This is a genomic window from Nonomuraea angiospora, from assembly GCF_014873145.1.
GTDB classification, from domain to species: Bacteria; Actinomycetota; Actinomycetes; order Streptosporangiales; family Streptosporangiaceae; genus Nonomuraea; species Nonomuraea angiospora.
On record NZ_JADBEK010000001.1, the window covers coordinates 7,919,182 to 7,941,598 of the forward strand.

Annotated in this window: 23 protein-coding genes; 14 read left to right on the forward strand and 9 right to left on the reverse strand. The window is 72.3% G+C overall.

Annotated features, from left to right (window positions below; all coding sequences use genetic code 11):
• The first annotated feature begins 61 nt into the window (after positions 1 to 61).
• The 3 genes from H4W80_RS36130 to H4W80_RS36140 are packed head-to-tail and all read left to right on the forward strand — an operon-like array spanning position 62 to position 3,397.
• Positions 62 to 274 carry a heavy-metal-associated domain-containing protein gene (locus H4W80_RS36130; protein ID WP_192789160.1) on the forward strand — a complete coding sequence of 71 codons (213 nt, stop codon included), beginning with the start codon at positions 62 to 64 and terminating at the stop codon, positions 272 to 274.
• A complete protein-coding gene (locus H4W80_RS36135) occupies positions 271 to 1,173 on the forward strand; it encodes a hypothetical protein (RefSeq protein ID WP_192789161.1) in 903 nt (300 codons plus the stop codon). The genes H4W80_RS36130 and H4W80_RS36135 overlap by 4 nt, the downstream gene beginning before the upstream one ends.
• Positions 1,174 to 1,192: 19 nt before the next feature.
• A complete protein-coding gene (locus H4W80_RS36140) occupies positions 1,193 to 3,397 on the forward strand; it encodes a heavy metal translocating P-type ATPase (protein WP_192789162.1) in 2,205 nt (734 codons plus the stop codon).
• Here H4W80_RS36140 and H4W80_RS36145 read toward each other — a convergent pair.
• Positions 3,347 to 4,543, reverse strand: a complete 1,197-nt coding sequence (locus H4W80_RS36145; RefSeq protein ID WP_192789163.1) for an MFS transporter — start codon at positions 4,541 to 4,543, stop codon at positions 3,347 to 3,349. The genes H4W80_RS36140 and H4W80_RS36145 overlap by 51 nt on opposite strands.
• Positions 4,544 to 4,610: 67 nt before the next feature.
• Here H4W80_RS36145 and pdxR point away from each other — a divergent pair, with 67 nt between their 5' ends.
• The gene (gene pdxR, locus H4W80_RS36150; RefSeq protein ID WP_192789164.1) at positions 4,611 to 6,002 is read left to right on the forward strand and encodes a MocR-like pyridoxine biosynthesis transcription factor PdxR; all 1,392 of its coding nucleotides are present in this window, start codon (positions 4,611 to 4,613) and stop codon (positions 6,000 to 6,002) included.
• On the opposite strand, the gene H4W80_RS36155 is transcribed toward pdxR, so the two are convergent.
• Positions 5,958 to 6,476, reverse strand: a complete 519-nt coding sequence (locus H4W80_RS36155; protein WP_318787224.1) for a universal stress protein — start codon at positions 6,474 to 6,476, stop codon at positions 5,958 to 5,960. The genes pdxR and H4W80_RS36155 overlap by 45 nt on opposite strands.
• A 126-nt stretch (positions 6,477 to 6,602) precedes the next feature.
• On the opposite strand from H4W80_RS36155, the gene H4W80_RS63925 reads away from it, so the two are divergent.
• From H4W80_RS63925 to H4W80_RS36170, 3 genes are read left to right on the forward strand one after another with little or no spacing between them, the layout of a single operon-like run.
• The gene (locus H4W80_RS63925; protein WP_192789166.1) at positions 6,603 to 9,785 is read left to right on the forward strand and encodes an AfsR/SARP family transcriptional regulator; all 3,183 of its coding nucleotides are present in this window, start codon (positions 6,603 to 6,605) and stop codon (positions 9,783 to 9,785) included.
• A gap of 35 nt (positions 9,786 to 9,820) precedes the next feature.
• On the forward strand, positions 9,821 to 9,982 hold the full coding sequence (locus tag H4W80_RS36165) for a hypothetical protein (protein WP_192789167.1): 162 nt from the start codon (positions 9,821 to 9,823) through the stop codon (positions 9,980 to 9,982).
• 37 nt (positions 9,983 to 10,019) lie between these two features.
• The gene (locus tag H4W80_RS36170; RefSeq protein WP_192789168.1) at positions 10,020 to 12,596 is read left to right on the forward strand and encodes a helix-turn-helix transcriptional regulator; all 2,577 of its coding nucleotides are present in this window, start codon (positions 10,020 to 10,022) and stop codon (positions 12,594 to 12,596) included.
• On the opposite strand, the gene H4W80_RS36175 is transcribed toward H4W80_RS36170, so the two are convergent.
• The gene (locus H4W80_RS36175) at positions 12,593 to 13,312 is read right to left on the reverse strand and encodes a hypothetical protein (RefSeq protein ID WP_192789169.1); all 720 of its coding nucleotides are present in this window, start codon (positions 13,310 to 13,312) and stop codon (positions 12,593 to 12,595) included. The genes H4W80_RS36170 and H4W80_RS36175 overlap by 4 nt on opposite strands.
• Positions 13,313 to 13,356: 44 nt before the next feature.
• On the opposite strand from H4W80_RS36175, the gene H4W80_RS36180 reads away from it, so the two are divergent.
• Complete coding sequence (locus H4W80_RS36180) at positions 13,357 to 13,746, forward strand: hypothetical protein (protein ID WP_192789170.1); 390 nt, start codon at positions 13,357 to 13,359, stop codon at positions 13,744 to 13,746.
• Between the two features lie 76 nt (positions 13,747 to 13,822).
• Here H4W80_RS36180 and H4W80_RS36185 read toward each other — a convergent pair whose 3' ends face one another.
• Positions 13,823 to 14,692, reverse strand: coding sequence for a hypothetical protein (locus H4W80_RS36185; RefSeq protein ID WP_192789171.1), 870 nt, complete (start codon positions 14,690 to 14,692; stop codon positions 13,823 to 13,825).
• A gap of 193 nt (positions 14,693 to 14,885) precedes the next feature.
• On the opposite strand from H4W80_RS36185, the gene H4W80_RS36190 reads away from it, so the two are divergent.
• The gene (locus H4W80_RS36190; protein ID WP_192789172.1) at positions 14,886 to 15,473 is read left to right on the forward strand and encodes a cadmium resistance transporter; all 588 of its coding nucleotides are present in this window, start codon (positions 14,886 to 14,888) and stop codon (positions 15,471 to 15,473) included.
• Between the two features lie 100 nt (positions 15,474 to 15,573).
• On the forward strand, positions 15,574 to 16,008 hold the full coding sequence (locus H4W80_RS36195; protein ID WP_192789173.1) for a protein-tyrosine phosphatase family protein: 435 nt from the start codon (positions 15,574 to 15,576) through the stop codon (positions 16,006 to 16,008).
• Here the strand turns inward: H4W80_RS36195 and H4W80_RS36200 are convergent.
• The 5 genes from H4W80_RS36200 to H4W80_RS36220 form a co-directional block, all read right to left on the reverse strand.
• Positions 15,991 to 16,257 carry a hypothetical protein gene (locus tag H4W80_RS36200; RefSeq protein ID WP_192789174.1) on the reverse strand — a complete coding sequence of 89 codons (267 nt, stop codon included), beginning with the start codon at positions 16,255 to 16,257 and terminating at the stop codon, positions 15,991 to 15,993. The genes H4W80_RS36195 and H4W80_RS36200 overlap by 18 nt on opposite strands.
• Complete coding sequence (locus H4W80_RS36205) at positions 16,257 to 16,607, reverse strand: ArsR/SmtB family transcription factor (RefSeq protein WP_192789175.1); 351 nt, start codon at positions 16,605 to 16,607, stop codon at positions 16,257 to 16,259. Before H4W80_RS36205 ends, H4W80_RS36200 begins: the two co-directional genes overlap by 1 nt.
• Positions 16,608 to 16,653: 46 nt before the next feature.
• Positions 16,654 to 17,997: a hypothetical protein gene (locus H4W80_RS36210; RefSeq protein WP_192789176.1), complete on the reverse strand. Its 1,344-nt coding sequence runs from the start codon at positions 17,995 to 17,997 to the stop codon at positions 16,654 to 16,656.
• A 73-nt stretch (positions 17,998 to 18,070) separates the two neighbouring features.
• Positions 18,071 to 18,466 (reverse strand): hypothetical protein, encoded by a 396-nt coding sequence (locus tag H4W80_RS36215; RefSeq protein WP_192789177.1) that lies wholly within the window; start codon positions 18,464 to 18,466, stop codon positions 18,071 to 18,073.
• A 2-nt stretch (positions 18,467 to 18,468) separates the two neighbouring features.
• Complete coding sequence (locus H4W80_RS36220) at positions 18,469 to 18,861, reverse strand: hypothetical protein (protein WP_192789178.1); 393 nt, start codon at positions 18,859 to 18,861, stop codon at positions 18,469 to 18,471.
• An 83-nt stretch (positions 18,862 to 18,944) separates the two neighbouring features.
• On the opposite strand from H4W80_RS36220, the gene H4W80_RS36225 reads away from it, so the two are divergent.
• The 4 genes from H4W80_RS36225 to H4W80_RS36240 are packed head-to-tail and all read left to right on the forward strand — an operon-like array spanning position 18,945 to position 22,389.
• Positions 18,945 to 19,745 carry an alpha/beta fold hydrolase gene (locus H4W80_RS36225; protein ID WP_192789179.1) on the forward strand — a complete coding sequence of 267 codons (801 nt, stop codon included), beginning with the start codon at positions 18,945 to 18,947 and terminating at the stop codon, positions 19,743 to 19,745.
• 47 nt (positions 19,746 to 19,792) lie between these two features.
• Complete coding sequence (locus tag H4W80_RS36230; protein WP_192789180.1) at positions 19,793 to 20,938, forward strand: sensor histidine kinase; 1,146 nt, start codon at positions 19,793 to 19,795, stop codon at positions 20,936 to 20,938.
• Complete coding sequence (locus H4W80_RS36235; protein WP_192789181.1) at positions 20,929 to 21,567, forward strand: response regulator; 639 nt, start codon at positions 20,929 to 20,931, stop codon at positions 21,565 to 21,567. The genes H4W80_RS36230 and H4W80_RS36235 overlap by 10 nt, the downstream gene beginning before the upstream one ends.
• 27 nt (positions 21,568 to 21,594) lie before the next feature.
• Entirely contained in the window at positions 21,595 to 22,389 is a 795-nt protein-coding gene (locus H4W80_RS36240; RefSeq protein WP_192789182.1) for an MBL fold metallo-hydrolase, read from the forward strand.
• Positions 22,390 to 22,417 lie beyond the last annotated feature (28 nt).

A 22,417-nucleotide genomic window follows, 5' to 3' on the forward strand; every position in this document is an offset into this window, starting at 1 on the left:
CTCAAAAACCCTTCTAGATACCCTAGGGGGGTAGGGTGTTAGAGTACGAAAAGGAGACGTCATGAGCACCACCACCTACATCGTCAAGGGCATGACCTGCGGTCACTGCGTGAGCTCGGTGAAGGAAGAGGTCAGCGAGGTCGCGGGGATCACCTCCGTGGAGGTGGACCTGGCCGGCGGCCTGCTGACGGTCAACAGCGAAGGCCCCGTCGACCGGGCGGAGATCGCCGCCGCGGTCGAGGAGGCCGGATACGAGCTGGCGGGCCAGGCGTGAACGCCACCGCCAAGCTCGGCGCCTACGTCCTGGGGCTGGCCGTCGTCTTCGGCGGCGCCCTGGGCGTGGGCCAGGTGATCGGCCCGACGGCGGCCCCGGCGCAGCAGGTCGAGGACCACGCCGCGATGGCCCCGCAAGGCGAGCACGAACAGACGAAGAACGATACCCCTAGGGGGCTTCAAGTGTCCGAGAACGGCTACACCCTCAACCCGTTGACCACCGTCAAGGCCGGCGTGCCGACCGATTTCCGTTTCACGGTGACCGGGCCCGATGGCAGGCCGGTGACCGACTACCAGGTCCAGCATGACAAGAAGCTGCATTTCATCGTGGTGTCGCGGGATCTGGGGAGCTTCCAGCACCTGCACCCGGTCCAGGACGGGGACGGGGCGTGGTCGGTGCGGCTGACCTTGGCGGATCCGGGCGCCTATCGGGCGTTCGCGGACTTCGCGCCGGTGGGTGGCGGTAACCTGACGCTGGGTACGGATCTGCTGGTGGCGGGGGATTACGCGCCGCAGCCCCTTCCTCAGGTGGCCCGTACGGCGACGGTGGACGGTTACACGGTCTCCCTGGCGGGTGATCTCGTGCCGGGGCAGGCGAGCAAGTTGACGTTGAGCGTGAGCAAGGACGGCAGGCCGGTGACCGACCTGCAGCCGTATCTGGGGGCGTACGGGCATCTGGTGGCGTTGCGGGCCGGGGATCTGGCCTACCTGCACGTGCATCCGGAGGAGAGCGTCAAGGCGGGGCCGGAGATCACCTTCTACGCGGAGGTGCCCAGCGGCGGCGACTACCGGTTGTTCCTCGACTTCCAGCATGACGGCAAGGTCCGCACCGCGGACTTCACCGCCCGGGCGAGTGGTGTGGGACCGGCCCAGCCGGGCACCAGCGGTCATGGGCACTGAATCAGGAAAAGGAGGGGTGATGACTTCCCTGACCCAGGACAGATCTGTCGAGCTGTCGATCGGTGGAATGACCTGCGCGTCGTGCGCGAACCGGATCGAGCGCAAGCTGAACAAGCTCGAGGGCGTGAGCGCGACGGTGAACTACGCGACGGAGAAGGCGAAGGTCACCTTCCCGGAGGGCGTGGACCCGAAGCAACTGATCAGCGAGGTGGAGAAGGCCGGCTACACCGCCGCGCTGCCGGCTCCCCCGGCCCCGAGCGAAGCACCTCCCGAGGACGACGAGCTGAAGCCGCTGCGGCAACGGCTGATCACCGCTGTGGTGCTGAGCGTGCCGGTGGTCGCGATGGCGATGATCCCGGCGTTGCAGTTCACGAACTGGCAGTGGCTGTCGCTGGTGCTGGCGGCGCCGGTGGTCGTGTACGCGGGCTGGCCCTTCCACAAGGCGGCCTGGACCAACCTGCGGCACGGCGCGGCGACGATGGACACGCTGATCTCGGTCGGCACGCTGGCCGCTTTCGGCTGGTCGCTGTGGGCGCTGTTCTTCGGCAGCGCGGGCACGCCGGGCATGACGCACCCGTTCTCCTTCGCCATCGAGCGCACCGACGGCTCCGGCAACATCTATCTGGAGACCGCGGCGGCGGTGACCGCGTTCATCCTGGCCGGCCGCTACTTCGAGTCCCGCTCCAAGCGGCGTGCGGGGGCGGCGTTGCGGGCGCTGCTGGAGCTGGGCGCCAAGGAGGTGGAGCTGGCCGACGGCCGGCGCATCCCCACCGACCAGCTCAAGGTCGGCGACACCTTCGTGGTGCGGCCCGGCGAGAAGATCGCCACCGACGGCGTCATCCTCGAAGGCAGCTCGGCGGTGGACGCCTCGATGCTGACCGGCGAGTCGGTGCCGGTGGAGGTACGGCCGGGAGACGCGGTCACGGGGGCGACGGTGAACGCGGGCGGCCGCCTGATCGTCCGCGCCACGCGGGTGGGCGCGGACACGCAGCTGGCGCAGATGGCCAAGCTGGTGGAGGAGGCGCAGACCGGTAAGGCGGCGGTGCAGCGGCTGGCCGACCGGATCTCGGGGATCTTCGTGCCGATCGTGATCGCGCTCGCGGTCGGGACGCTGGGGTTCTGGCTCGGCAGCGGGAGCGGGGTGGCGGCGGCGTTCACGGCGGCGGTGGCGGTGCTGATCATCGCCTGCCCGTGCGCGCTGGGTCTGGCCACGCCGACCGCGTTGCTGGTGGGCACCGGCCGGGGCGCTCAGCTCGGCATTCTGATCAAGGGGCCGGAGGTGCTGGAGTCCACCCGGAAGGTGGACACGGTCGTGCTGGACAAGACCGGCACGGTCACCGAGGGCAAGATGACCCTGGTCGCGGTGCACCTGGCCGAGGGGCAGGACCGGGAGGAGGTGCTGCGGCTGGCCGGTGCGCTGGAGCACGCCTCGGAGCATCCGATCGCCCAGGCCATCGCCCGCGCGGCCCAGTCGGACGCGATGGTGGAGGATTTCGCCAACGTGGAAGGGCTGGGCGTGCAGGGGATCGTGGACGGCCACGCGGTGCTGGTCGGCCGGCCCAAGCTGCTGGCGGAATGGTCCCAGCACCTGCCCGTCGAGTTGGAGCGCAAGCTGGCCGAAGAGCAGGCCAAGGGCCGCACCGCGGTCGCGGTCGGCTGGGACGGACAGGCGCGGGCGGTGCTGGTGGTGGCCGACGTCATCAAGCCGACCAGCCGGCAGGCGATCGAGCAGCTCAGGGCGCTCGGTCTGCGGCCGGTGCTGCTGACCGGCGACAACGAGGCGGTGGCGCGGACGGTGGCGGCCGAGGTGGGCATCGATGAGGTGATCGCCGAGGTGCTGCCCGCCGACAAGGTCGAGGTGGTCAAGAAGCTGCAGGCCGAGGGCAGGGTCGTGGCCATGGTGGGCGACGGGGTCAACGACGCCGCCGCGCTCGCGCAGGCCGATCTGGGGCTGGCGATGGGCACCGGCACGGACGCCGCGATCGAGGCCTCGGACCTGACCCTGGTCCGCGGCGATCTGCGGGTGGCCGCCGACGCGCTCCGGCTGTCCCGCCGCACGCTCAAGACGATCAAGGGGAACCTGTTCTGGGCGTTCGCCTACAACGTGGCCGCGTTGCCGCTGGCCGCGCTGGGCCTGCTCAACCCGATGATCGCGGGCGCGGCGATGGCGTTCTCAAGCGTGTTCGTGGTGAGCAACAGCCTGCGGCTGCGCCGCTTCAAGTGACCGCTGCCCCCATCGGACGGCCGGCGCCATCGAGGCGCCGGCCGCCGCGAACGCCGCGCCGAGCAGGAGCCAGCCGAGCGTGCCGCCGCCGAGCACCAGCGTGGTGAGCACGACGGGCCCGAGCATCCTGGCCACGGCCACGCCGGTGCCGAAGAAGCCCTGGTACTGGCCCTGCCTGTGGTCGGGGGCGAGCCCGAAGCTGATCTCCCAGGACCCGGAGGCCAGCAGCATCTCGCTGAGGACCTGCAGGCCGGCCGCCACGAGCAGGAACAGCCACCCGTACGGGCTCAGCGCGAACACCGCGCAGGCCGCGAACATCACCAAACCCGCGTACCGCACCGACCGGGCGGCGGACGGCAGGCCCTTCACCCGCCGGGCCACCCGCACCTGGAAGAGCAGCACGGTGATGGTGTTGAGCACCAGCAGGACCGAGACCATCCAGGTGGGCGCGCTCGTACGTGCGGCGATCCAGAGCGGCACGATCAGGCTGAGCAGCGGCATGTAGAAGAGCATCACCGCGTTGATCAGCGTGATCAGCGCGTACGGCCGGTCTCTGAGCACCGCCAGCCGGGGGCCGGGCGCGGCCGGCGAGACCCGTACGGGAGGCAGCTTGAGCAGCAGCCCGGCGGCGATCAGGAAGCTCACGGCGTCGAGCGCGAACACAGCCAGATAGGCCGGCCGCGTGCCGAGGTGCAGGGCGAGCCCGCCCAGGGCGGCGCCGACGGCCAGGCCGCCGTTGAGCGTGGACTGCAGGACCGCCCGCACGACCGTGCGCTCCTCAGGGGCGATCAGCCCGGCGAGCAGGGCCTGGCGGGCGGCGGACAGGCCCGTCTGCGCCGTCCCGTACAGGCAGGCCACCAGCAAGAAGAGCGCGAACGAGCGGACGAACAGGAACGAGGCGACCGCCGTGGCGGTCGTGAGCGCGAGCAGGACGGCGACGCCGCGCGGCCCGCGCCGGTCGGCCAGGTGGCCGAGCGGGACGCCGGCCACCATGCCGACGGCCCAGCCGAGGGTGAGGCCGAGGCCGATCTCGGTGGCCGACAGGCCGACGATCCTGGTGAAGTAGAACGCTGAGGTGACGAGGTAGACGCCGTCGCCGATGGAGTTCGCGAGCTGGGCCTGAGCCAGGATGCGCCGGGGTGCCATAGCCTCATCCTCGATCCCCCATTGTCCCGATATAAGCTCCAATTTCCGGCAAAGTGATTGGGCCAAGTTGGACGTTCACATCAGCCTCGAAGGTCGCGGTGACCTGGCCGCACAGGTCTACCGGCAGCTGCTCGACGCCATTCTCGACGGCCGGCTCAGATCGGGCGAGCGGCTGCCCCCGACCCGGGAGCTGGCGCGCAGGCTGGAGATCTCCAGGAACACGGTCGCCGTGGCCTACGACCGCCTGGTCGCCGACGGGTTCCTGGTGGGAAGGGCGGGGGCGGGCACGTTCGTGTCGGGGGAGCCGGTGCGCGGCAGGGCGGCCCCGAAGGGCGTCGTGCGGCCGAGGGCGTTCTGGCAGGGGATCGAGGCCCCGCGGGCCGTTCGGGGTGCCCGGTACGACTTCCGCGTCGGCATGCCGGACCCGCGCCTGTTCCCCATGGAGACGTGGCGCCGGCTGGTGGCCCGCGAGCTGCGGGTGAGCGCCGCCGCGTACAGCAGCCCATCCGGATATGAGCCGCTAAGAGCGGCTATTTCACGTCATATAGGAATCAGCCGCTCGGTCCACGCCGGCCCCGACGACGTGCTGATCACGAACGGCGCTCAGCAGGCGCTCGACCTCATCGGCCGCGTCCTGATCGAGCCGGGCGCCTGCGTGGCCGTCGAGGAGCCCGGCTACCCGCCCGCCCGCCTGCTGTTCCGCTCGCTCGGCGCCCGCGTGGCCGGGGTGCCGGTGGACGCGGAGGGCATCGACGTCGGGGCCATCCCCGGCGCCGCCCGCATCGTGTACGTCACCCCTTCGCACCAGTTCCCCCTGGGCACGCCCATGTCGCCGGCCCGCCGCGCCGCCCTGCTGGCCTGGGCCGAGCGCCGCAGGGCGGTGGTGATCGAGGACGACTATGACAGCGAGTTCCGCTTCGGCGAGCGCCCGCTCGAACCCCTCCAGAGCCTCGACCGCGCGGGCCGCGTCATCTACGTGGGCTCCTTCTCCAAGACCCTGCTCCCCATGCTCAGGCTCGGCTTCCTCGTCGCCCCGGCCTCGCTGGCCCCGGCGCTGAGCGCGGCCAAGCAGCTGTCCGACTGGCACAGCGACGTGCCCGCGCAGGCCGCCCTGGCCCGCTTCATCGACGAGGGGCTCCTGTCCAGGCACATCAGGAAGGCGACCCGCGAGTACGCCGCCAGGCACGCCATGATCGCCGAAACGCTGGCGGGCGACGAGCGGCTGCGCCTGGTCCCGTCCAGCGCCGGCCTGCACCTGTGTGCCCGGCTGGCCCCTGGCGTGGAGGTACGCGCCGCGCCGGATCTGGCGGTGGAGCCGCTGGAGGCGTACTGCGGGGAGAGCCCGGCCCAGCCCGGCGTGGTCCTCGGCTACGGCGGCATCACCCGGGACGACATCCCCGAAGGGCTCAGGCGCCTACGGATGGCGGCGGCTCCAGAACCGGCGGGCCCGCTCCCCTGACAGCTCAGGGTCGTCGGGCGGCGCCGGCTGCTGCACGATCACGACCGTGGTCCGCGCGTGGCGGGCGCAGTACATGCTGGTCGAGGGCAGGAAGATGCGGCTGAGCAGCCCGCGCCGGCTCCGCCCCAGCACCAGCAGGTCGCCCTCGCGGGCCAGGTCGACGAGGTGGTAGCCGGGATCGCCGACCCGGCCGACCACCGCCGTTCTGATGTCGTCGGGCACGCCGCCCGCGACGTCGTCGAACACGCCGGCGATCACCTCGCTGCAGCGCGCCTCCTCGCCGGCTCGCAGCGCGTGCTGGACGGGCAGAGCCTCGGGGAATGGGTGGACGGGCGCGCGGCTGACGTGTACGGCGACCAGGGCCATCCGGTGCAGCCTGGCCGCACCGATGGCCCAGGCAAGCGCCCAGCGCGAGGCCGGGGACTCGTCCACCCCTACGATCAGCCTCGCACCGCCGGGCAGTTCCTGTTCCACGGTGCCTCCTGTTAAGAAGTACGACCATAGTGCGCCCGCCGGTCTGTTACCGGGAGGTGGCACTTTTCGAACTATGGAGTCCCCCCGCGAACCCCGGCGTAGCATGCGGGGGTGGAACGAGGGTGGGTGCGACCACGTCCCGCCCTCGACCGGCGGTTGGACGGGGCGCTGACGTACAGGCTCACCTCGCTCGTCGCAACTACAGGCTACGGGAAGTCCACCGCCCTGGCCGGGTGGAGCCAGGCCGTCGGCGCGGTGCTGCACCGGCTCGGGCCCGCTGATCGTGATCTTCCCACGCTGGCGGGGGCGGTGGCATCGGCTCTGTCGGAGCGGGTGGCCGGACTGCCCGCCGACCTGGTGACCGCCGCGGACGCGCCGCTCGGTCCCGACGCCGACGAGCTGTCCAGGGCGGCGGCGCTGGCGGGCGCGCTGGCCGAGGCGCTGGCCAGGCGGCTGCGGCGCGGCCTCGCGCTGGTCTTCGACGGCATCGACGCCATCGCGGGCGCCCCGGGCCCCGTGCGTTACGTGGAGACGCTGGTCCGCGTCGCACCCAGGCACCTGCACCTGGTCACCGCGTCGCGGGCGCCGCTGCCGTTCCCGACCGCCCGGCTGCGCCAGGACCACGAGGTGCTAGACCTCGACGCGACCGATCTCGCGCTCACCCCGGACGAGACGGCCGCCTGGGCGCGCGACCGGCTGGGCGAGCAGGGCGCGGCCGTCGCCGCCACGCTCCACGACGCCTGCGGCGGCTGGCCCGCAGCCGTGCAGGCCGCGCTCGACGCGCTGGCCCGCGAGGATCCGTCCGGCTGGCCGCGCACGGCCGCCGGGCTGGCAGCCAACTCCGACACGCTCGAACGCCTCACGCTGGCCGCGTTCAAGGACCTGCCGCCGGCGATGCGCGAGCTGCTGCGGGCCGCCACCGTCCTGCCCGTGCTGACCGCCGGGCTGGCCGCCACGCTCGGCGCGCCGCCCGACACGCTCGACTCGCTCACCAGCCGCGGCCTCTTCCTGGAGGCCGGTCAGGACGGCCATCGCCTGACCTTGACCAGCCGCCACGTGCTGGCCAAGCACGCGCCGCTCGACCGGCACGAGGCCCACGACGTGGCGGCGGTCGCCTCCCGCTGGTACGTCGAGCACGACCAGCCCGAGCTGGCCCTGCGGGCCGCCGTCGCGACCGAGCACCCGGGCCTGGCGGCCGCGCTCCTCGACTCGTACGGCCTGCGCCTGGCCGAGCGCGGGGACGTGGTAGCGGCGCTGGAGCTGCTGCCCGAGGCCGCCAGGAACGCGCCCACCATGATCAAGCTGGCCGGCGTCGCCGAGCAGAACCGCGGCCAGTGGACCCGCGCCCGCGACCTGCTCGCCCAGGCCGCCGAGGGCCCGGCGTTCGACGCGTTCGTGGCCAGGCGGCTCGGCCTCATCGACCACCTGCGCGGCGACCTCGACGCGGCCCTGGCCGCGTACGCCAGGGGATACGAGTACGGCCTGCCGCCCGCCGAAGCCGCCATGTGCGCCGCGTCCATGGCGTCGGTGCTCTGGCTGAAGGGCGACCGGGCGGGCTGTGCCGAGCTCGCCGACAAGGCGCTCGAGCAGGCCAGCGGCCTGGGCGACCCGAGCGCGCTGGCCATGGCCAACACGGTCCTGGCCATGCTCGCCGCGCTCGACGGAGACCGCCGCGCCAACGACGCCCACTACCTGCGCGCCCTGGACTACGCCGAACGCGCGGGCGACATCGTCCAGCTCATCCGTATTCATGCCAACCGGGCCTCCCGCCACCTGGACGAGGGCGCCTACGCCGAGGCGCTGGCCGAGACGGAGATCGGGGGCCGGCTGTCCGACCTGGTGTCGTTCGCCCCCTATGCCGCCCTCAACGTCTCCAACCGCGCCAAGGCCCTGATCGGCCTCGGCCGCCTGGAGGAGGCGGCCACCGAGGCCGCCGACGCGGTGGCCAGGTGGGAGGCGATGGGCTCCCGCCTGGTCGGCACCGGCCTGAACCGGCTCGCCGAGATCAACGTCCTGCGCGGCGAGCGCAGGACGGCGGCGGCGATCTACCGCCGGGTCATCGCCGACTCGGCTCCGTCGGGCGAGGTGCAGTCGCTGTCCAACGCGCTCAACGGCCTCGCCGAGCTGCTGGCCGACGACGACCCGGCCGAGGCCGCGCGCGTCGCCGAGCAGGCGCTCGAACACACCGAAGGCATCGCGGGGGTGACCGCCAGGGTCGTGGCCGCCCGCGTCGCGCTGGCGGGCGGGCGGCACGACGAGGCCAGGGCGCTGCTCGACGAGACCGAACCCGTCGCGGCGAGCCGCAGGGACCACGCCGCGCGGGCCGCCATCGCCGAGCTGCGGGCCGAGCTGGACGGCGACCCGCGGGCGGCCGACGAGGCCGTGCGCACGTGGACGATGCTCGGCGACCCGGTGGGGCAGGCCAGGGCCGAGCTGGTCAGGGCGGCCCTGGCCGACCCGGCGACCGGCGGCGAGCTGGCGGCCGGGGTGCGCGAGCGCATGCACGCCATCGGCTGCCGGGCGCTCGACGACCGGATCGACGCCCTGATCGCCCGCGCCGCCCCCGCGCCGGGCGCGAGGGTGATCGTCGAGACCATGGGAACGTTCCGGGTGCTGCGGGGCGGCATACCGGTCCCGCGGACGGCCTGGCAGTCGCGCAAGGCGCGCGACCTGCTGAAGATCCTCGTGAGCCGGAGGGGGAGCGGGATCGGCAGGGAGCGGCTGGTCGAGATCCTCTGGCCGGATCAGGAGGGCGAGGCGGTCGGGCTGCGCCGGCTGAACGTCATGGTGTCCACGCTGCGCGCGGTGCTGGATCCGGAGCACGAAAGGCCGGCGGACGAGATCGTGGTCTCGGACGAGGGCGCGTTACGACTTGATCTGTCCAATGTGGACGTCGATGTCGAGAAATTTCTGGATCTGGTGGCTCAGGCCGTACGGCTGGACCAGGCAGGACGTACGGCCGAGGCGCTGGAGCGGTGGACGGCGGCCGAGAGCGTGTACGGCGGGGAGTTCTGCGAGGAGGACCCGTACGCGGACTGGGCCGTGGGGCTGCGCGAGCAGGCCCGGCTGGCCTACACGCAGGCGGCGGCCAGGCTCGCGGCGGCGCGGGCGGGCGAGCGGCGCTACGACGAGTCCGCCCGCTACTGGCTGCGGCTGCTGGAGCGCGACCGCTACGACGAGCGCGCCCACCTGGGCCTGGTGCGGGTGCTCGACCTGGCCGGCCGCCGCGGCGACGCCCGCAGGCGCTACCACCTCTACGCCGAACGCATGCGCGAGCTGGAGGTCGAGCCCGCCCCGTACCCCACCTGAACCAGACCTGAACCGCCCGGCGAGATGGTTTCCAGATGAGAACGGTCATCGTCCGGCTGGTCGAGCCCGAGCAATCCGGCGGCCAGCTCCGCGGGCTGCTCGAAGAGGTGGGGGGCGAGCCGGTGCCGTTCAGCGGCACGGAAGCCCTTCTCGACCTGCTGCGCTCCGCCGCCGGACTCAACACAAACCCTGCCTGAACCTCCGTCGCGACGATGGTTGTCGAGAGGAGGCGCGATGAGCGAGCAGGGGAGCGGTTGGCCGTTCGTCGGGCGAGGGGGGCCGCTCACGACCGTGCGGGCGGCGCTGCGGTCGGGAGCGGGCGTGATGATCGCCGGTGAGGCCGGGGTCGGGAAGAGCAGACTGGCGGCGGAGGCGCTGGCCGGGTTACCGGGGTTCGCGATGGTGCGCGCGCTCGGCACGGAGACCGCGTCGATGATCCCGTTCGGGGCGTTCGCGCACGTGCTGACGGGGCCGCCGGAGGGCGGCGAGAACCTGCTGAGCTGGGCCGCCCGCCACCTGCGCGAGCGCGCGGCGCACGGCGAGCTCCTGGTCAGCGTGGACGACGCGCACCGGCTGGACCCGGCCTCGGCGGCGCTGGTGCACTACCTGGCGGACAGCGGTGCGGCGCGCGTCCTGGTGACGGTGCGGTCCGGGGAGCCGCAGCCGGCTCCGGTGGCCGCGCTGTGGAAGGACGAGCTGCTCGACAGGATCGAGCTGCCGCCGCTGACGAGGGCCGAGGTCGGGCAGGTGCTCGCGGGCGCGCTCGGCGGCGAGGTGGCCGCGGAGACCGTACGGCACCTCGCGCGGGTCAGCGAGGGGAACGTGCTCTACCTGCGCGAGGTCGTGCAGGCGGGGCGCAACACGGGCTGCCTGGCCGAGCGGGACGGGCAGTGGCGCTGGCGGGGCGAGCTGTCCATGACGACCAGGCTGCGCGAGCTGGTGGGCGACCGGATCGGCCACCTCGACGAGGACGAGCGCGAGGTGCTGGAGCTGGTGGCGTTCGGGGAGCCGCTGGGCACGGAGCTGCTGGTGTCGCTGACCTCGGCCCGGGCGGTCGAGCGGGTCGAGGACCGCGGCCTGGTCGTGGCCGTCAGCGAGGGCAGACGCGAGCAGTTGCGGCTCGGCCACCCTCTCTACGGCGAGGTCGTCCGCGGCGGCTGCGGCACGCTCCGGACGCGCCGGCGGCTGCGGATGCTGGCCGAGGCGCTGGAGGCCAGCGGGCTGCGGCGGCGCGAGGACGAGCTGCGCGCGGCCGTGTGGCGGCTGGACTCCGGCTCGGTCACGGCCCCCGAGATGCTGGTGTCGGCCGCCCGGCTGGCGTGGGGCAGGCAGGATCCCCACCTGGCCGAACGCCTGGCCAAGGCCGCGATCGACGCCGGTGGGGGCGTGGCCGCGGTCGCGGTGCTGGGCGAGGTGCTCATGGTGCTGGGCGACGCGGACGCGGCGCTGGCGGCGCTGCGGCGGGCCGCGCGCGACGCGGTCACCGAGGCCGACCGCGCCCAGCACTCCTTCAGCCTGGGGATCAACCTGGCGTGGGCGGGCGCGGACGCCGAGGCGTGCGAGGTGCTCGACCTGGCCGCCGCGACGCTGACCGAGCCGGGCTGGCTGCAGGAGGCGCACGTCTACCGCGCCGTGACGGACTGCTTCGCCGGGCGGCTGACCGGGGCGGCGCGCTCGCTGGCGCGGTCCCGTTCGTACGGGCCGATGTCGCGTCGGGCCGACGCGCACGCGGCGTCCATGGAGGCGTGGGTCGCGGCGTACTCCGGGCGTACCAGGGAGAGTCTCGCCATCGCCGCGCGCACGCTGGAGAGCGTGGACAGCTGGCGGGACGAGGCGCCGCACGCGCTGCCGAGCTTCCTGGACGCGCTCTGCGCCGCCCAGACGTTCGCGGGCCTGCTGGAGGCGGCGGACCGGTCGGCGGAGCAGGGGATGGAGCTGCCGGCCGCCGAGCTGTCGGTGTCGGGGTTCGCGGCATATCGGGCGATGGTCGGCCGGTTGCGCGGGGACGTCGCGGGGGCGCTGCGCTGGTGCCGGGACGACCTGGCCAGGATGCCCGGGCGGGAGCCCTACCTGGGGCGGGTGCTGGCCGAGCAGGCGCACGCGCTGGCGCTGCTGGGCCGCACCGAGCAGGCTCGGGAGGTGCTGGCGGAGGCCGGCGCGTCGGCGTCGAGATGGGCCTTCACCCGCCAGCACGTGCTGCAGGCCGAGGTGTGGGTGGCGGCCTGCGGCGGCGAGCTCGACGAGGCGGTACGGCTGTGCCTCGCGGCGGCGGACCACGCCGAGCGGCACGAGCTGCACGCCGGCCTGATGTTCGCGCTGCACGACCTGGTACGGCTCGGCGCCCCCGACCAGTTCGCCAGGCTGGCCGGCCGGGTGGACGGCCTGCTGGCCGCGCTCCTGGCCAGGCACGCCCGCGCGATCGGCGACCCGGCCGAGCTCCGGGCGGTGGCCGGGGAGTTCGAACGGCTCGGGATGCTTCTGTACGCGGCCGAGGCCACGGCCCAGGAGGCGGCGGCGTACCGGGACGCGGGCCGCGGCACCCTGGCCAAGGGCGCGCAGACCAGGGCGTGGGCGCTGGCCAGGCGCTGCCCGGGCGTGTCGACCCCGGCGCTGGTGGAGCTGGCCACGCCCGAGCTGACGCCGCGCCAGCGGGAGATCCTCCAGCTCGCCGCCGCCGGGCTGACCAACCGGCAGATCGCCGATCGGCTCATGCTGTCGACCCGTACGGCCGCCAATCACCTGCAGGCGGCCTACGACAAGCTGGGCGTGAACGACCGCACCCAGGTGGGCCGCCTGCTGGCGGCCCTTTAAATCAGTTTCAGCAGGCCGTCGTACAGCGCCCGCCGCTCGTCCTCGGCCAGCACCTGGTACGGCCGCGCGGCCCGCAGGTTGGTCTCCGCCTCGATCCGCGCGCGGACGGGCCCGTCCCGCAGGCCGACGATCTCGGCCGCGGACAGGCCCGCCGCCTGCCAGGCCCAGGCGTGGGCGTCGGCCCGGTGGTAGCGGAGGACGGCGAGCCGGTTGAACAGGAGCAGGCCCGGCCCGCTCCCCTCGGGCTCGTAGGGAGGTGCGACGAGTTCGAGCGCGCCGCCCGGCAGCCGCTCGGCCCGGTCGAGCACCCTGCCGGCCAGGTCGGCCAGCCTGGGCAGGTCCTGCCCTGCCCAGCTCCGCGCGGCGGCGGCGCCGTGCGCCTCGTACAGCTTCCGGATGAACGCCAGCCCCGAGGCCGTCGCCCTCAGCGCCCCGTCGCCGTCCTCGGCCAGGGTGCCTTCGCTCAGGTGCTCCCGGATCCCGGCCTCTCGCTCGGCCGCGTCGCGGTAGCGGTAGATCTTGCCCAGGCCGGGGCGGGTCAGCGGGCGCAGCGGCAACACGAACCTCAGGTCGTACAGCAGTCCCGGGCTCACGCCGGCGGTCTCGGCCAGCGCGGTGATCGCTCTGCGGGCGGAGGCGTGCACCGTGACCTGGGCCGCGTCGATGACGGGGGCGATCGCCGCCGCATACTCAGATATTTCCCGAATTTCCGGCATTAGCTGTCATTATGCCCGCGGTCGTGGTGCCGCAGAATGATCGCATGACGGAGGCTGTCCAGACCGAGCCCATGCCGCCCGCCGTGCGGGCCGCCAGGCTCATCATGATCCTCGACGTGGCCCTCAGCCTCATTGGGATCGCCATCATGATCCGCATCGGGACCGTCGTCTTCAGCACTGGGTACGTCCTGCTGCTTCTGTTCGCCGTCGCGACCACCGTGCTCATGGGCTGGCTGGTCTTCCGCTGGTCGTCGCGGAAGAAGGCGGTGCGCTGGAGCGCCGTCGCCCTCGAAGCGGTCCTTGGTGGCGGTGGTTTGATCATCAGAGCGGCCCAGGGCGACCTCAGGTGGACCACACTGCTCGGGCTTCTCATCCCGCTGGCGGTGGTCGTCCTGCTGCTGACCCAGGCGGCGGGCCGCTGGTTCGACCGCTGAGCCCGGTGTCGCGCGTTCCGGCGATCAGGCGGGTGTGGTTCGCTGATCGCCGGTGCACGGCACCACGATCCGGCTCTTAGCCCTTGCTCCAGATCGCCGCGATGGTGCTGCCCTCGGTGTCCAGGACCTCGGGGCGGTAGCCCAGCGCCTTCAGCTCGGTGGCCTTGAGCGTGTAGGTCAGCTTGGACAGGTTCAGGTACTCCTTCAGGCCGGTCGCGCTGCCCTTGCTCCACACGGTGGTGTAGAGCTTGCCGGGCTCGACGGCCATGAGGACGGGACGCAGCCCTGCCTTGGTCTTGGCCAGGAGCTCCTTGCCACGCTGCTCGACCGTCTGGCCGGTGGTCACCTGGACGGTGCCGGTCGCGGCCCCGGCGACCCAGACGGCCGCGTAGAGCGGCTTCTCGACCGTGCCGTACACGTCCAGCGAGGCGACGCTGAAGCCGGCGGCCGAGAGCTGGGCGTTGACGGACGCGAAGACGTCCTTGGTCATGTTGAGCTTGGACTGGACCTTCTCGGTCGTCTTCTCGAAGACCGCCGCGAAGATGGCGCCGGGGCCCGACCCCGTGCCGGTGATCATGGTCGGCACGAAGCCGCTCTTCGCCTGCTCGGTGATGCGCGTCGGCAGGTCGGTCGCCGACAGGCCCTGCAGGACACTCACCTTGCGGGTGGCGTCCTTGATCCAGACGGACGTGTACTGCGGGTTGGCGGCGTTGGTCACGCTCAACGCCTCGGGAACGTAGCCGGTGCCGAGCAGCTGCTTGACCTTCTTGAGCTGCTCGGTCGGGTTGAGGCTATCGAGGGAGAGCCAGTCCAGCACCGGAAGGTTCTGGACGCTCTGGGTGGTCTCGGTGGACTGCTGGGCGCTCGCCGGGGTCGCGATGGCCAGCAGGGGAGCGACTGTCGCCGCCACAGCCGCAGTGATGGCGACGGTCCTCGGGGTCCTCATGATCCTCCTCGGGTAAAGGGTGTCCGTTTCTGGACAGTGAGTGACCATAACAAAGGATGAGCGAGAGTTCACCAGGTGTGACCAGAAACGCCGCAATCTGCGTCAGAAAGCTGGGGGCCCAGATGTCAGGAGGCCTGTCAACTTGGGGACGGCCGGTGGGCCGTCCTTGTGCAGGTCCAGTACGGTGCCACGCATGAATGCGGGCATCTTCGGGCAAGCCGCCGGCCTGTTCGCCGTCACCAACATCGACGACATCGTCATCCTGGCGCTCTTCTTCGCCCAGGGGTCCGGGCACCTGCGGATCGTCCTCGGGCAGTACATCGGCTTCGCCGGGATCCTCGTGGTCGCCGTCGCGGCCGCCTTCGGGGCCACGTTCCTGCCCGAGTCCGCCGTCCCGTACCTCGGCCTGCTCCCCCTCGCCCTCGGCCTCAAGGCGGCCTGGCAGGTGTGGCGCGACCGCGCCGGCGGCGACGAGGACGACCCGCCCGCGCGGAGCGGCGGGCCGAAGGCGCTGGAGGTCGCCGCGGTCACCTTCGCCAACGGCGGCGACAACATCGGGGTCTACGTCCCCGTCTTCGCCACGTCCGGCACCTCGGGCATGACCGTGTACGTGATCGTCTTCCTGGTCCTGGTCGCCGTCTGGTGCCTGGCCGGGAGGTTCTTCGCCACCCGCCCGCTGATCGCCAGGGCGCTCAGCCGATGGGGGCACATCCTGCTGCCCGTCGTCCTGATCGGGCTCGGCGTGGTCATCCTCGTGGAGGGCGGCGCCTTCGGCCTCTGAAGTCCGCCCAGAGCTCTCTGAAGTCCGCCCAGAGCTCTCCGAAGTCCGCCGAGAGCTGAAGATCGCCTGCCCTGGCGGCCCCCGTGGCTACGCTCGCACCATGACATCGACCTGGGAGCCCACGGCGGCGGGAGTGCTGCGGCTGCCCTCGGGCCGGCTCGTGCGCGGCCGGGGGCTGCGGCATCCGCTCCCCGAGGGGCCGCTGCCCACGTTCGCCCTCTACCTGCTGGGCCGCCGGCCCCCGGCCGTCGACTGGGAGCACCGGTGGGTGCGCTGGCCCGACTTCTGGCTGCCCTCCGACCGGGGCGCGGCCGCCGAGGCGTTCCGCCAGGCGTGGGCCCGCGCAGAGTCCGAGCGCGTCGAGGTCGCCTGCGGCGGCGGCCGGGGCCGCACCGGCACGGCCCTGGCCTGCCTGGCCGTGCTCGACGGGGTGCCCGGCGACCGGGCCGTCGCCTACGTGCGCGAGCACTACGACTCGCACGCCGTCGAGACGCCCTGGCAACGCCGCTTCGTCGCCCTATTCGACCGTTCTTAGGATCTGCTCGATCGAGGTGGTGCGGGCGCGCAGCTCGGCCAGGTCGGCGGCCGTCCGCTGCTGGGCGTCCATGGTGTTCTCGGCGAGCTGCTCGAAGCGGCGCACGAGCTGCCGCAGGTCGTCCGCCCGAAGGGCGTCGAGCTTGGCCTTGCGCATCTCGAACATCCCGACGGCGAAAAGGGCGATCAGGAAGCCGACCACGAGCAGCACCCCTAACGAGAAGATCGCCGCGGGCCAAGAATCGATCATCAGGAGTGCTCCTTGGGTCCAGGACCCTTCCCCGGGTCCGGCCTGGTGAGTGTCCTGGCCGCCTCGGCCAGCGCCGACGCGGTCAGGTGCAGGCTGAAGTCCGTGACTTCGTAGTACTTCATGGCCTTGCCGTCGTCGGACAGCTCCAGGGTGCCGACGATCAGCCCGGCCGCCTCGAGCCGTTGCAGGTGCATGTGGAGGAGCGGGCGGCTCACCCCGATCTCGCGGGCCAGGTGACTGACGTAGTCGCGCCCGTCCGCCAGCACCGCCATGATGCGCAGCCGCAGCGGGTTGGCCAGCGCCGCGAAGATCTCGACCAGGTCGTCACCCGTCGGCCCCGGCACCGTCATGGCTTCCCGTCACGTGTAATGTTTTCCTTACACGTGAGCCTAGCACTCAGGTGGCGGTCCGGGAAAGCTCGGGGCTGGGGGTCCCCGCGCGTTCCTGCCGGGACGGCGACCGGGCGCCGAGCGCCAGTCCCAGAGCCAGGCAGACCAGCGGGATCGCCGGGATCACGTACCGCACGTCGTAGGCCGCCAGGAACGGCGGCGAGGCGACCAGCGCGAGCGCCGTGACCCCGGGCAGCAGCGCGTCCCACCGCCGCCGCACGATCGCCGTCGCCAGCGCGCCGACCAGGGCCAGCATGAGCAGCGGGAACGGCACGTACCCAAAGCGCTGGTACGCCCGCAGCCACCCCGCGAAAGGCTCCACGACCCGGGTGGCGGCCGGTCCGGCCTCGTACGACTCGGCGATGCCGCGTACCGACTCGCTCAAGGGGCGCTCGGCGGAGGGGAACTTGTACGGCGTCTTCTCGTCCACCGCCGTGCGCTCCCAGCGCAGCAGCTGCGTGAGGTCGGTCGCGACCGCCGCGGCGTACTCGCCGGGCTGGGCGAGGATGGCCGCCCTGGCGAACTCCCCGGCGAGCTGGTTGCGATGGGCCGTCCCCGGCACCTTGAGCAGGGGGGAGAAGCTCTCCCACAGCCAGTACGGCGGGTACGGGCGCTGCTCCACCGGCATGTTCGGGCAGAGCACCGCCAGCCGCTCCGGAGGCTTGATCACCGAGCAGTCGGCGAAGCTCATGGTCCTGGACCACAGGAAGTTCCCGTCCGCCTCGGTCAGCGCGAACTTCCCCTTCTCCACCTTCGCCCAGGTGGCGTACGCGCCCAGCGGGATCGCGCCCGCCACCAGCAGCGCCACGAGCGGGCGCCAGCCGTACCGCCTGATCAGCAGGTAGGCGGCCGTGAGGATCAGCAGCGGCAGGCCGACCGTCCTGGTGATCCCGGCCAGGCCGAGCAGCAGGCCGCCGACGGCGGCGGTGGCGGGGGTGACGCGCCAGACCACGAGCAGGATCGCGACCGTGACCAGCACGACGAAGACCGCGTCCGCCATGATCATGTGTTCGAGCAGCACCAGGAACTCGTCGTACAGCAGCGGGGTGACCAGCAGGGCGGCGCCCCAGCCCGGCAGGCCGCGCCGCCTCAGCAGCGCGTAGACCGCCACGGCCAGCGCCAGCATCAGCAGGTGCTGCAGGACCGTCACCAGCGTGAGGCTGTGCGCGGGGCGCAGCAGCGCCAGCAGCAACGAGTATCCGGAGGGCCTGGTGGTGCCGGGGGTCAGCTCCTCGCGCAGGAAGGCGAACGAGTCGCCGTAGAAGAGGATCGACGGAGGGTATCCGAGCACGGCGAGCGCCCGCAGCGCGATCGCGGGCAGCAGGGCGATGACCAGGGCGCGATGTGCCAAGGTGGATCCGCTTCCTCGTGTGTCGGGGCCCCCACAATAGTGGGTGAACCGGACATCACCCTGGCCTGATGGGTCAGTTCTGCTCAGGCAGGGGATCCACGAGGATCGCCGGGTCCAGATTGCGCAGGATGCCGGGGCGGTCGGTGAGGATCGGCCACTGGGTGGCCCGCGCGCATAAGATCACGTGACCCGCCGTGATGTCGCTCGATCCGTCGAGGATCTCGGCGATGTCGGGCACCTTTCCCGCGGTGAGGTCGTCGACCTGCACGGCGGAGCTGCTGATCAGATCGAAGAGTTCGACTTTCGTGGCGAGCGGGACGATCGAATAGACGAGGGTGAGAGCGGTCGCGGGAATGCACAACCCGCCGCCCCGATAAAGAGCCAATGCCGCGATGCTGCGAGAATGATTCGTTTTCGCGACCGCTATGTCGACGAGCGCCCCCACATCGAGAACGCGCCCAGGAAGCATGGTCAATCCTCTTGATTCCGATGCAGGCCGAGCCTGAGCATCACGTCGTCCGAAATCCGGTCCACCTTAAGAGCGTCGGCCGCCCTGTCGAGGTCGTCGCACTGCAGGTTCCAGCGTTGGATCAAGATGGTCGCGTGCGTCATGTTGCCCACTTCGCGCTCCACCGCGGCGCGAATCACATCGGAAATCATACGGCCATCGGAGCGTGCTTTTTGATGAACCGCATCAAGTGTCGCCTTGTCTAAATTTACGATGATTGATGCTGTTTCCCCGGATTGTGTCTTGGGTTCTGCGGAAAGGCGGGGAGCCGACATCGGCCACGACGGTGGTGCGGGGGTGTCAGGGGCCTTGTCGTTGTCCGCGGAATTCCGCCGTGATGGAATGGGGATCGCCATACGCACGACGGTAGTCCCATAACGCCGCCGCCGATAGTCACCCATCGAGATCGGGTGGTCACAAGGGCCTCCGGAGGAGTCACATGCACCGCGTCACGGCGAAAGACGGCACGTCCATCGCGTTCGACCGGCTGGGCGTCGGCCCCGCGATCGTCCTGGTCGGTGGCGCCGCGGTCGACCGCTCGGCCAACGCGCGGCTCGCGCACGAGCTGGCGGAGCGGTTCACCGTCTACAACTACGACCGGCGCGGCCGGGGCGGCAGCGAGGACACCCTCCCTTACGAGGTCGACCGTGAGATCGAGGACATCGCCGCGCTCATCGCCGAGGCGGGCGGGGCGGCGCACCTGTTCGGGATGTCGTCGGGCGGCGCGCTCGCGCTCGAAGCCGCCGCCGCGGGGCTGCCGATCGCGAGACTGGCCGTGTACGAGGTGCCCTACGACCTGGCGCCGGACGGGCCGCGGCGCTCGCGGGAGTACGCCGACCGGCTCCGTGCGCTGCTGGCCGAGGGCCGCCGCGGCGAGGCGTTCGCGCTGTTCATGGTGACGGCGGGCGCCACCGAGGAGATGGTGAAGCAGGCCCGCGAGTCGCCGATGTGGCCGAGCCTGGAGGCCATCGCGCCCACGCTCGCCTACGACGCCGCCTGCCTGGGCGACGGCCGCCCGCCCGCCGACCGCCTGTCCGGCATCGCCTGCCCCACGCTGGTGGCCACGGGCGGGGCCGGCGCCGACTCCTTCGTGGGCGGGGGCGGCGACTTCTTCGCCCGGGCCGCCGACGCGATCGCGGAGCTCGTTCCGGGCGCCGTTCGCGAGACCATCGAGGGCCAGGCGCACCTGGTGGACCCCAAGGCGCTGGCCCCGGTGCTCACCCGCTTCCTCGGACAGTAGACCCAGCACTACTGACCGGCCCGCCCACCTGCGGATACCGTCAGAAAGTGCTCAACCGGACCGCGCTTGAGGCGCTCACGCAGCGGCCGCTGCCGTTCCTGGGCTCCGCGTGGCCCTGGCGGTGCGCGGCGTACCTGCTGGCCGCCGCCGTCCCGGGTGCGGCCGTCGGGGCCGCGGTGTTCGCCACGATCCCGCTCGGCGTGGTCGCGGCCCCGGTCGTGCTGGTGCTGTGCCTGCCGCTCGTCGCCTGGTTCGAGCGGCGCAGGCTGCGGCTGGTGGACGGCGTGCCGCTGCCCGAGGTGGCCGGTGGGCGCGGGCGGGAGGCCGGATTGGCCGTCGTCACGGTGCTCGCGCTGTGGTGGATCGATCTGGTCATGCTGGGGTTCACGGTGGGCGGGCCGGTGGTCCTGATGCTCTCGCCGGTCGTGCAGCCCGAGGCGGAGCCCGGGGTCGCCGCCGCGGGCTCCGTGGCGGGCGTGCTGCTGCTGCCCGTCGCCGCGTACACGATCACCGCCTGGGGCGGGGCCCGGGGGGCGATGGTACGCGCGATGCTCGCGCCGCAGGGCTCCGAGCTGAACGAGGTGCTGCGGTCACGGGCGCGGCTGGTGGACGCGTTCGAGACGGAGCGCCGCAGGATCGAGCGGGACCTGCACGACGGCGCGCAGCAGCGGCTGGTCTCCCTGTCGATGGCGCTCGGCCTGGCCCGGCTGGACCTGCCGGACGACTCGCCCGCGGGCCGGATGGTCGGCCAGGCCCACGAGGAGGCCAAGCGGGCGCTCGCCGAGCTGCGCGAGCTGATCAGGGGCGTGCACTCGCAGGTGCTCACCGAGCGCGGGCTGGGCGCGGCGGTACGCGACGTGGCCGGGCGCTCCCCCGTGCCGGTGGACGTGGACGTGGAGCTGGCCGGCCGGCTGCCCGCGCCCGTGGAGGTGACCGCGTACTACGTGGTCAGCGAGGCCCTCGCGAACCTGGCCAAGCACAGCCGGGCCACCCGCGCCGCCGTCACCGGGCGGGTCGAGGGCGGCACGCTGGTCGTGGAGGTGCGCGACGACGGCGTGGGCGGGGCCGACCCGGCCAAGGGCACGGGGCTGACCGGGCTGGCCGACCGGCTGGCCGTGGTGGACGGGAGGCTGTCCCTGTCCAGCCCGATCGGCGGTCCGACCCTGATGAGAGCGGAGATCCCGTGCGCGTAGTGATCGCGGAGGACGCCGTCCTGCTGCGGGAGGGCCTGGTCGGGCTGCTCGAACGCTTCGGCCACACCGTGGCCGCCGCGGTCGGCGACGCGCCCGCCCTGCTCGCCGCCGTCGCCGAGCACCGCCCCGACGCCGTGGTGACCGACGTGCGCATGCCGCCCGGCTTCGCCGACGAGGGGCTGCGGGCGGCCCTGGAGCTGCGCGAGCGGCATCCGGACCTGGCCGTCCTGGTGCTCAGCCAGTACGTCGAGCAGACCTACGCGGCCGAGCTGCTGGAGCCGGGCAATGGCGCCGGGATCGGCTACCTGCTGAAGGACCGCATCGGCGACGTACGCGAGTTCGTCGACGCGCTCGACCGGGTGGCCGCCGGCGGCACGGTCGTGGACCCGGAGGTGGTCCGCCAGCTGCTCAGGCGGCGCCGCGACCCGCTGGCCCGGCTCACCCCGCGCGAGCAGGAGGTCCTCGGCCTGATCGCCGAGGGACGGACGAACGCGTCGATCGCCAAGGAGCTGTTCGTCACCGAGGCGGCCGTGGCCAAGCACATCGCGAACATCTTCGCCAAGCTCGACCTCCCGCCCGCCGCGGATGGGCACAGAAGGGTGCTGGCGGTGCTCGAATACCTCAAATGACGCGGCTTGAAAGTAGGGTTCGTTGGCATGAATGAGCAGTGGCAGGAGGTCGGCGACCGGGTCTATGTCCGGCGCCACAAGTCGTACGACATGAACGTGGGTCTGGTCGTGGGCGACGGGCACTGCCTGGTCCTCGACACGCGTAGCTCACACAGGGAGGCCGCCGACCTGGTCGAGGCGGTCAGGACCATCACCGCCGGCCCGTGGACGGTCGTCAACAGCCACTCCCACTTCGACCACTACTTCGGCAACGCGATCTTCCGCCCCGCCGAGATCTGGGGCCACGTCAGGTGCGCCGAGGAGATCGAGCAGTACGGCGAGCAGCAGCGCGCCGTAATGATCAAGGGGAACCCCGAGCGGCGTGAGGAGTTCGAGGAGATCACGATCGTGCCGCCGGACCACACGTTCACGAGCGCGGCCAGCCTCGACATCGGCGGGCGGATCGTGCATCTGCAGCATTTCGGGCTCGGGCACAGCAGCAACGACGTGGTCCTGCACGTGCCGGACGCGGGCGTGGTGTTCGCGGGCGACCTGGTGGAGGAGGGGGCGCCGCCGGCGTTCAGCGACTCGTACCCGCTCGACTGGCCGCTCACCATGACGGCGATGCTGGACGAGCTGCCCGAGCAGGTGATCGTGCCGGGGCACGGCGCGGTCGTGGACCGGGCGTTCGCGCAGGCGCAGCAGGCCGAGCTGGCCCTCGTGGCCGAGCTGGCCAGGCAGGCCCACGTGGAGGGCCTGCGCGACCTGATCAAGCTCTTCCCCTATCCGGAGGACGTGACCAGGCAAGCGATCGAGAGGGCCTTCCTGCAGCTGGATGTCTGAGCTATATTGCAAAGTGCAATATGGGGGG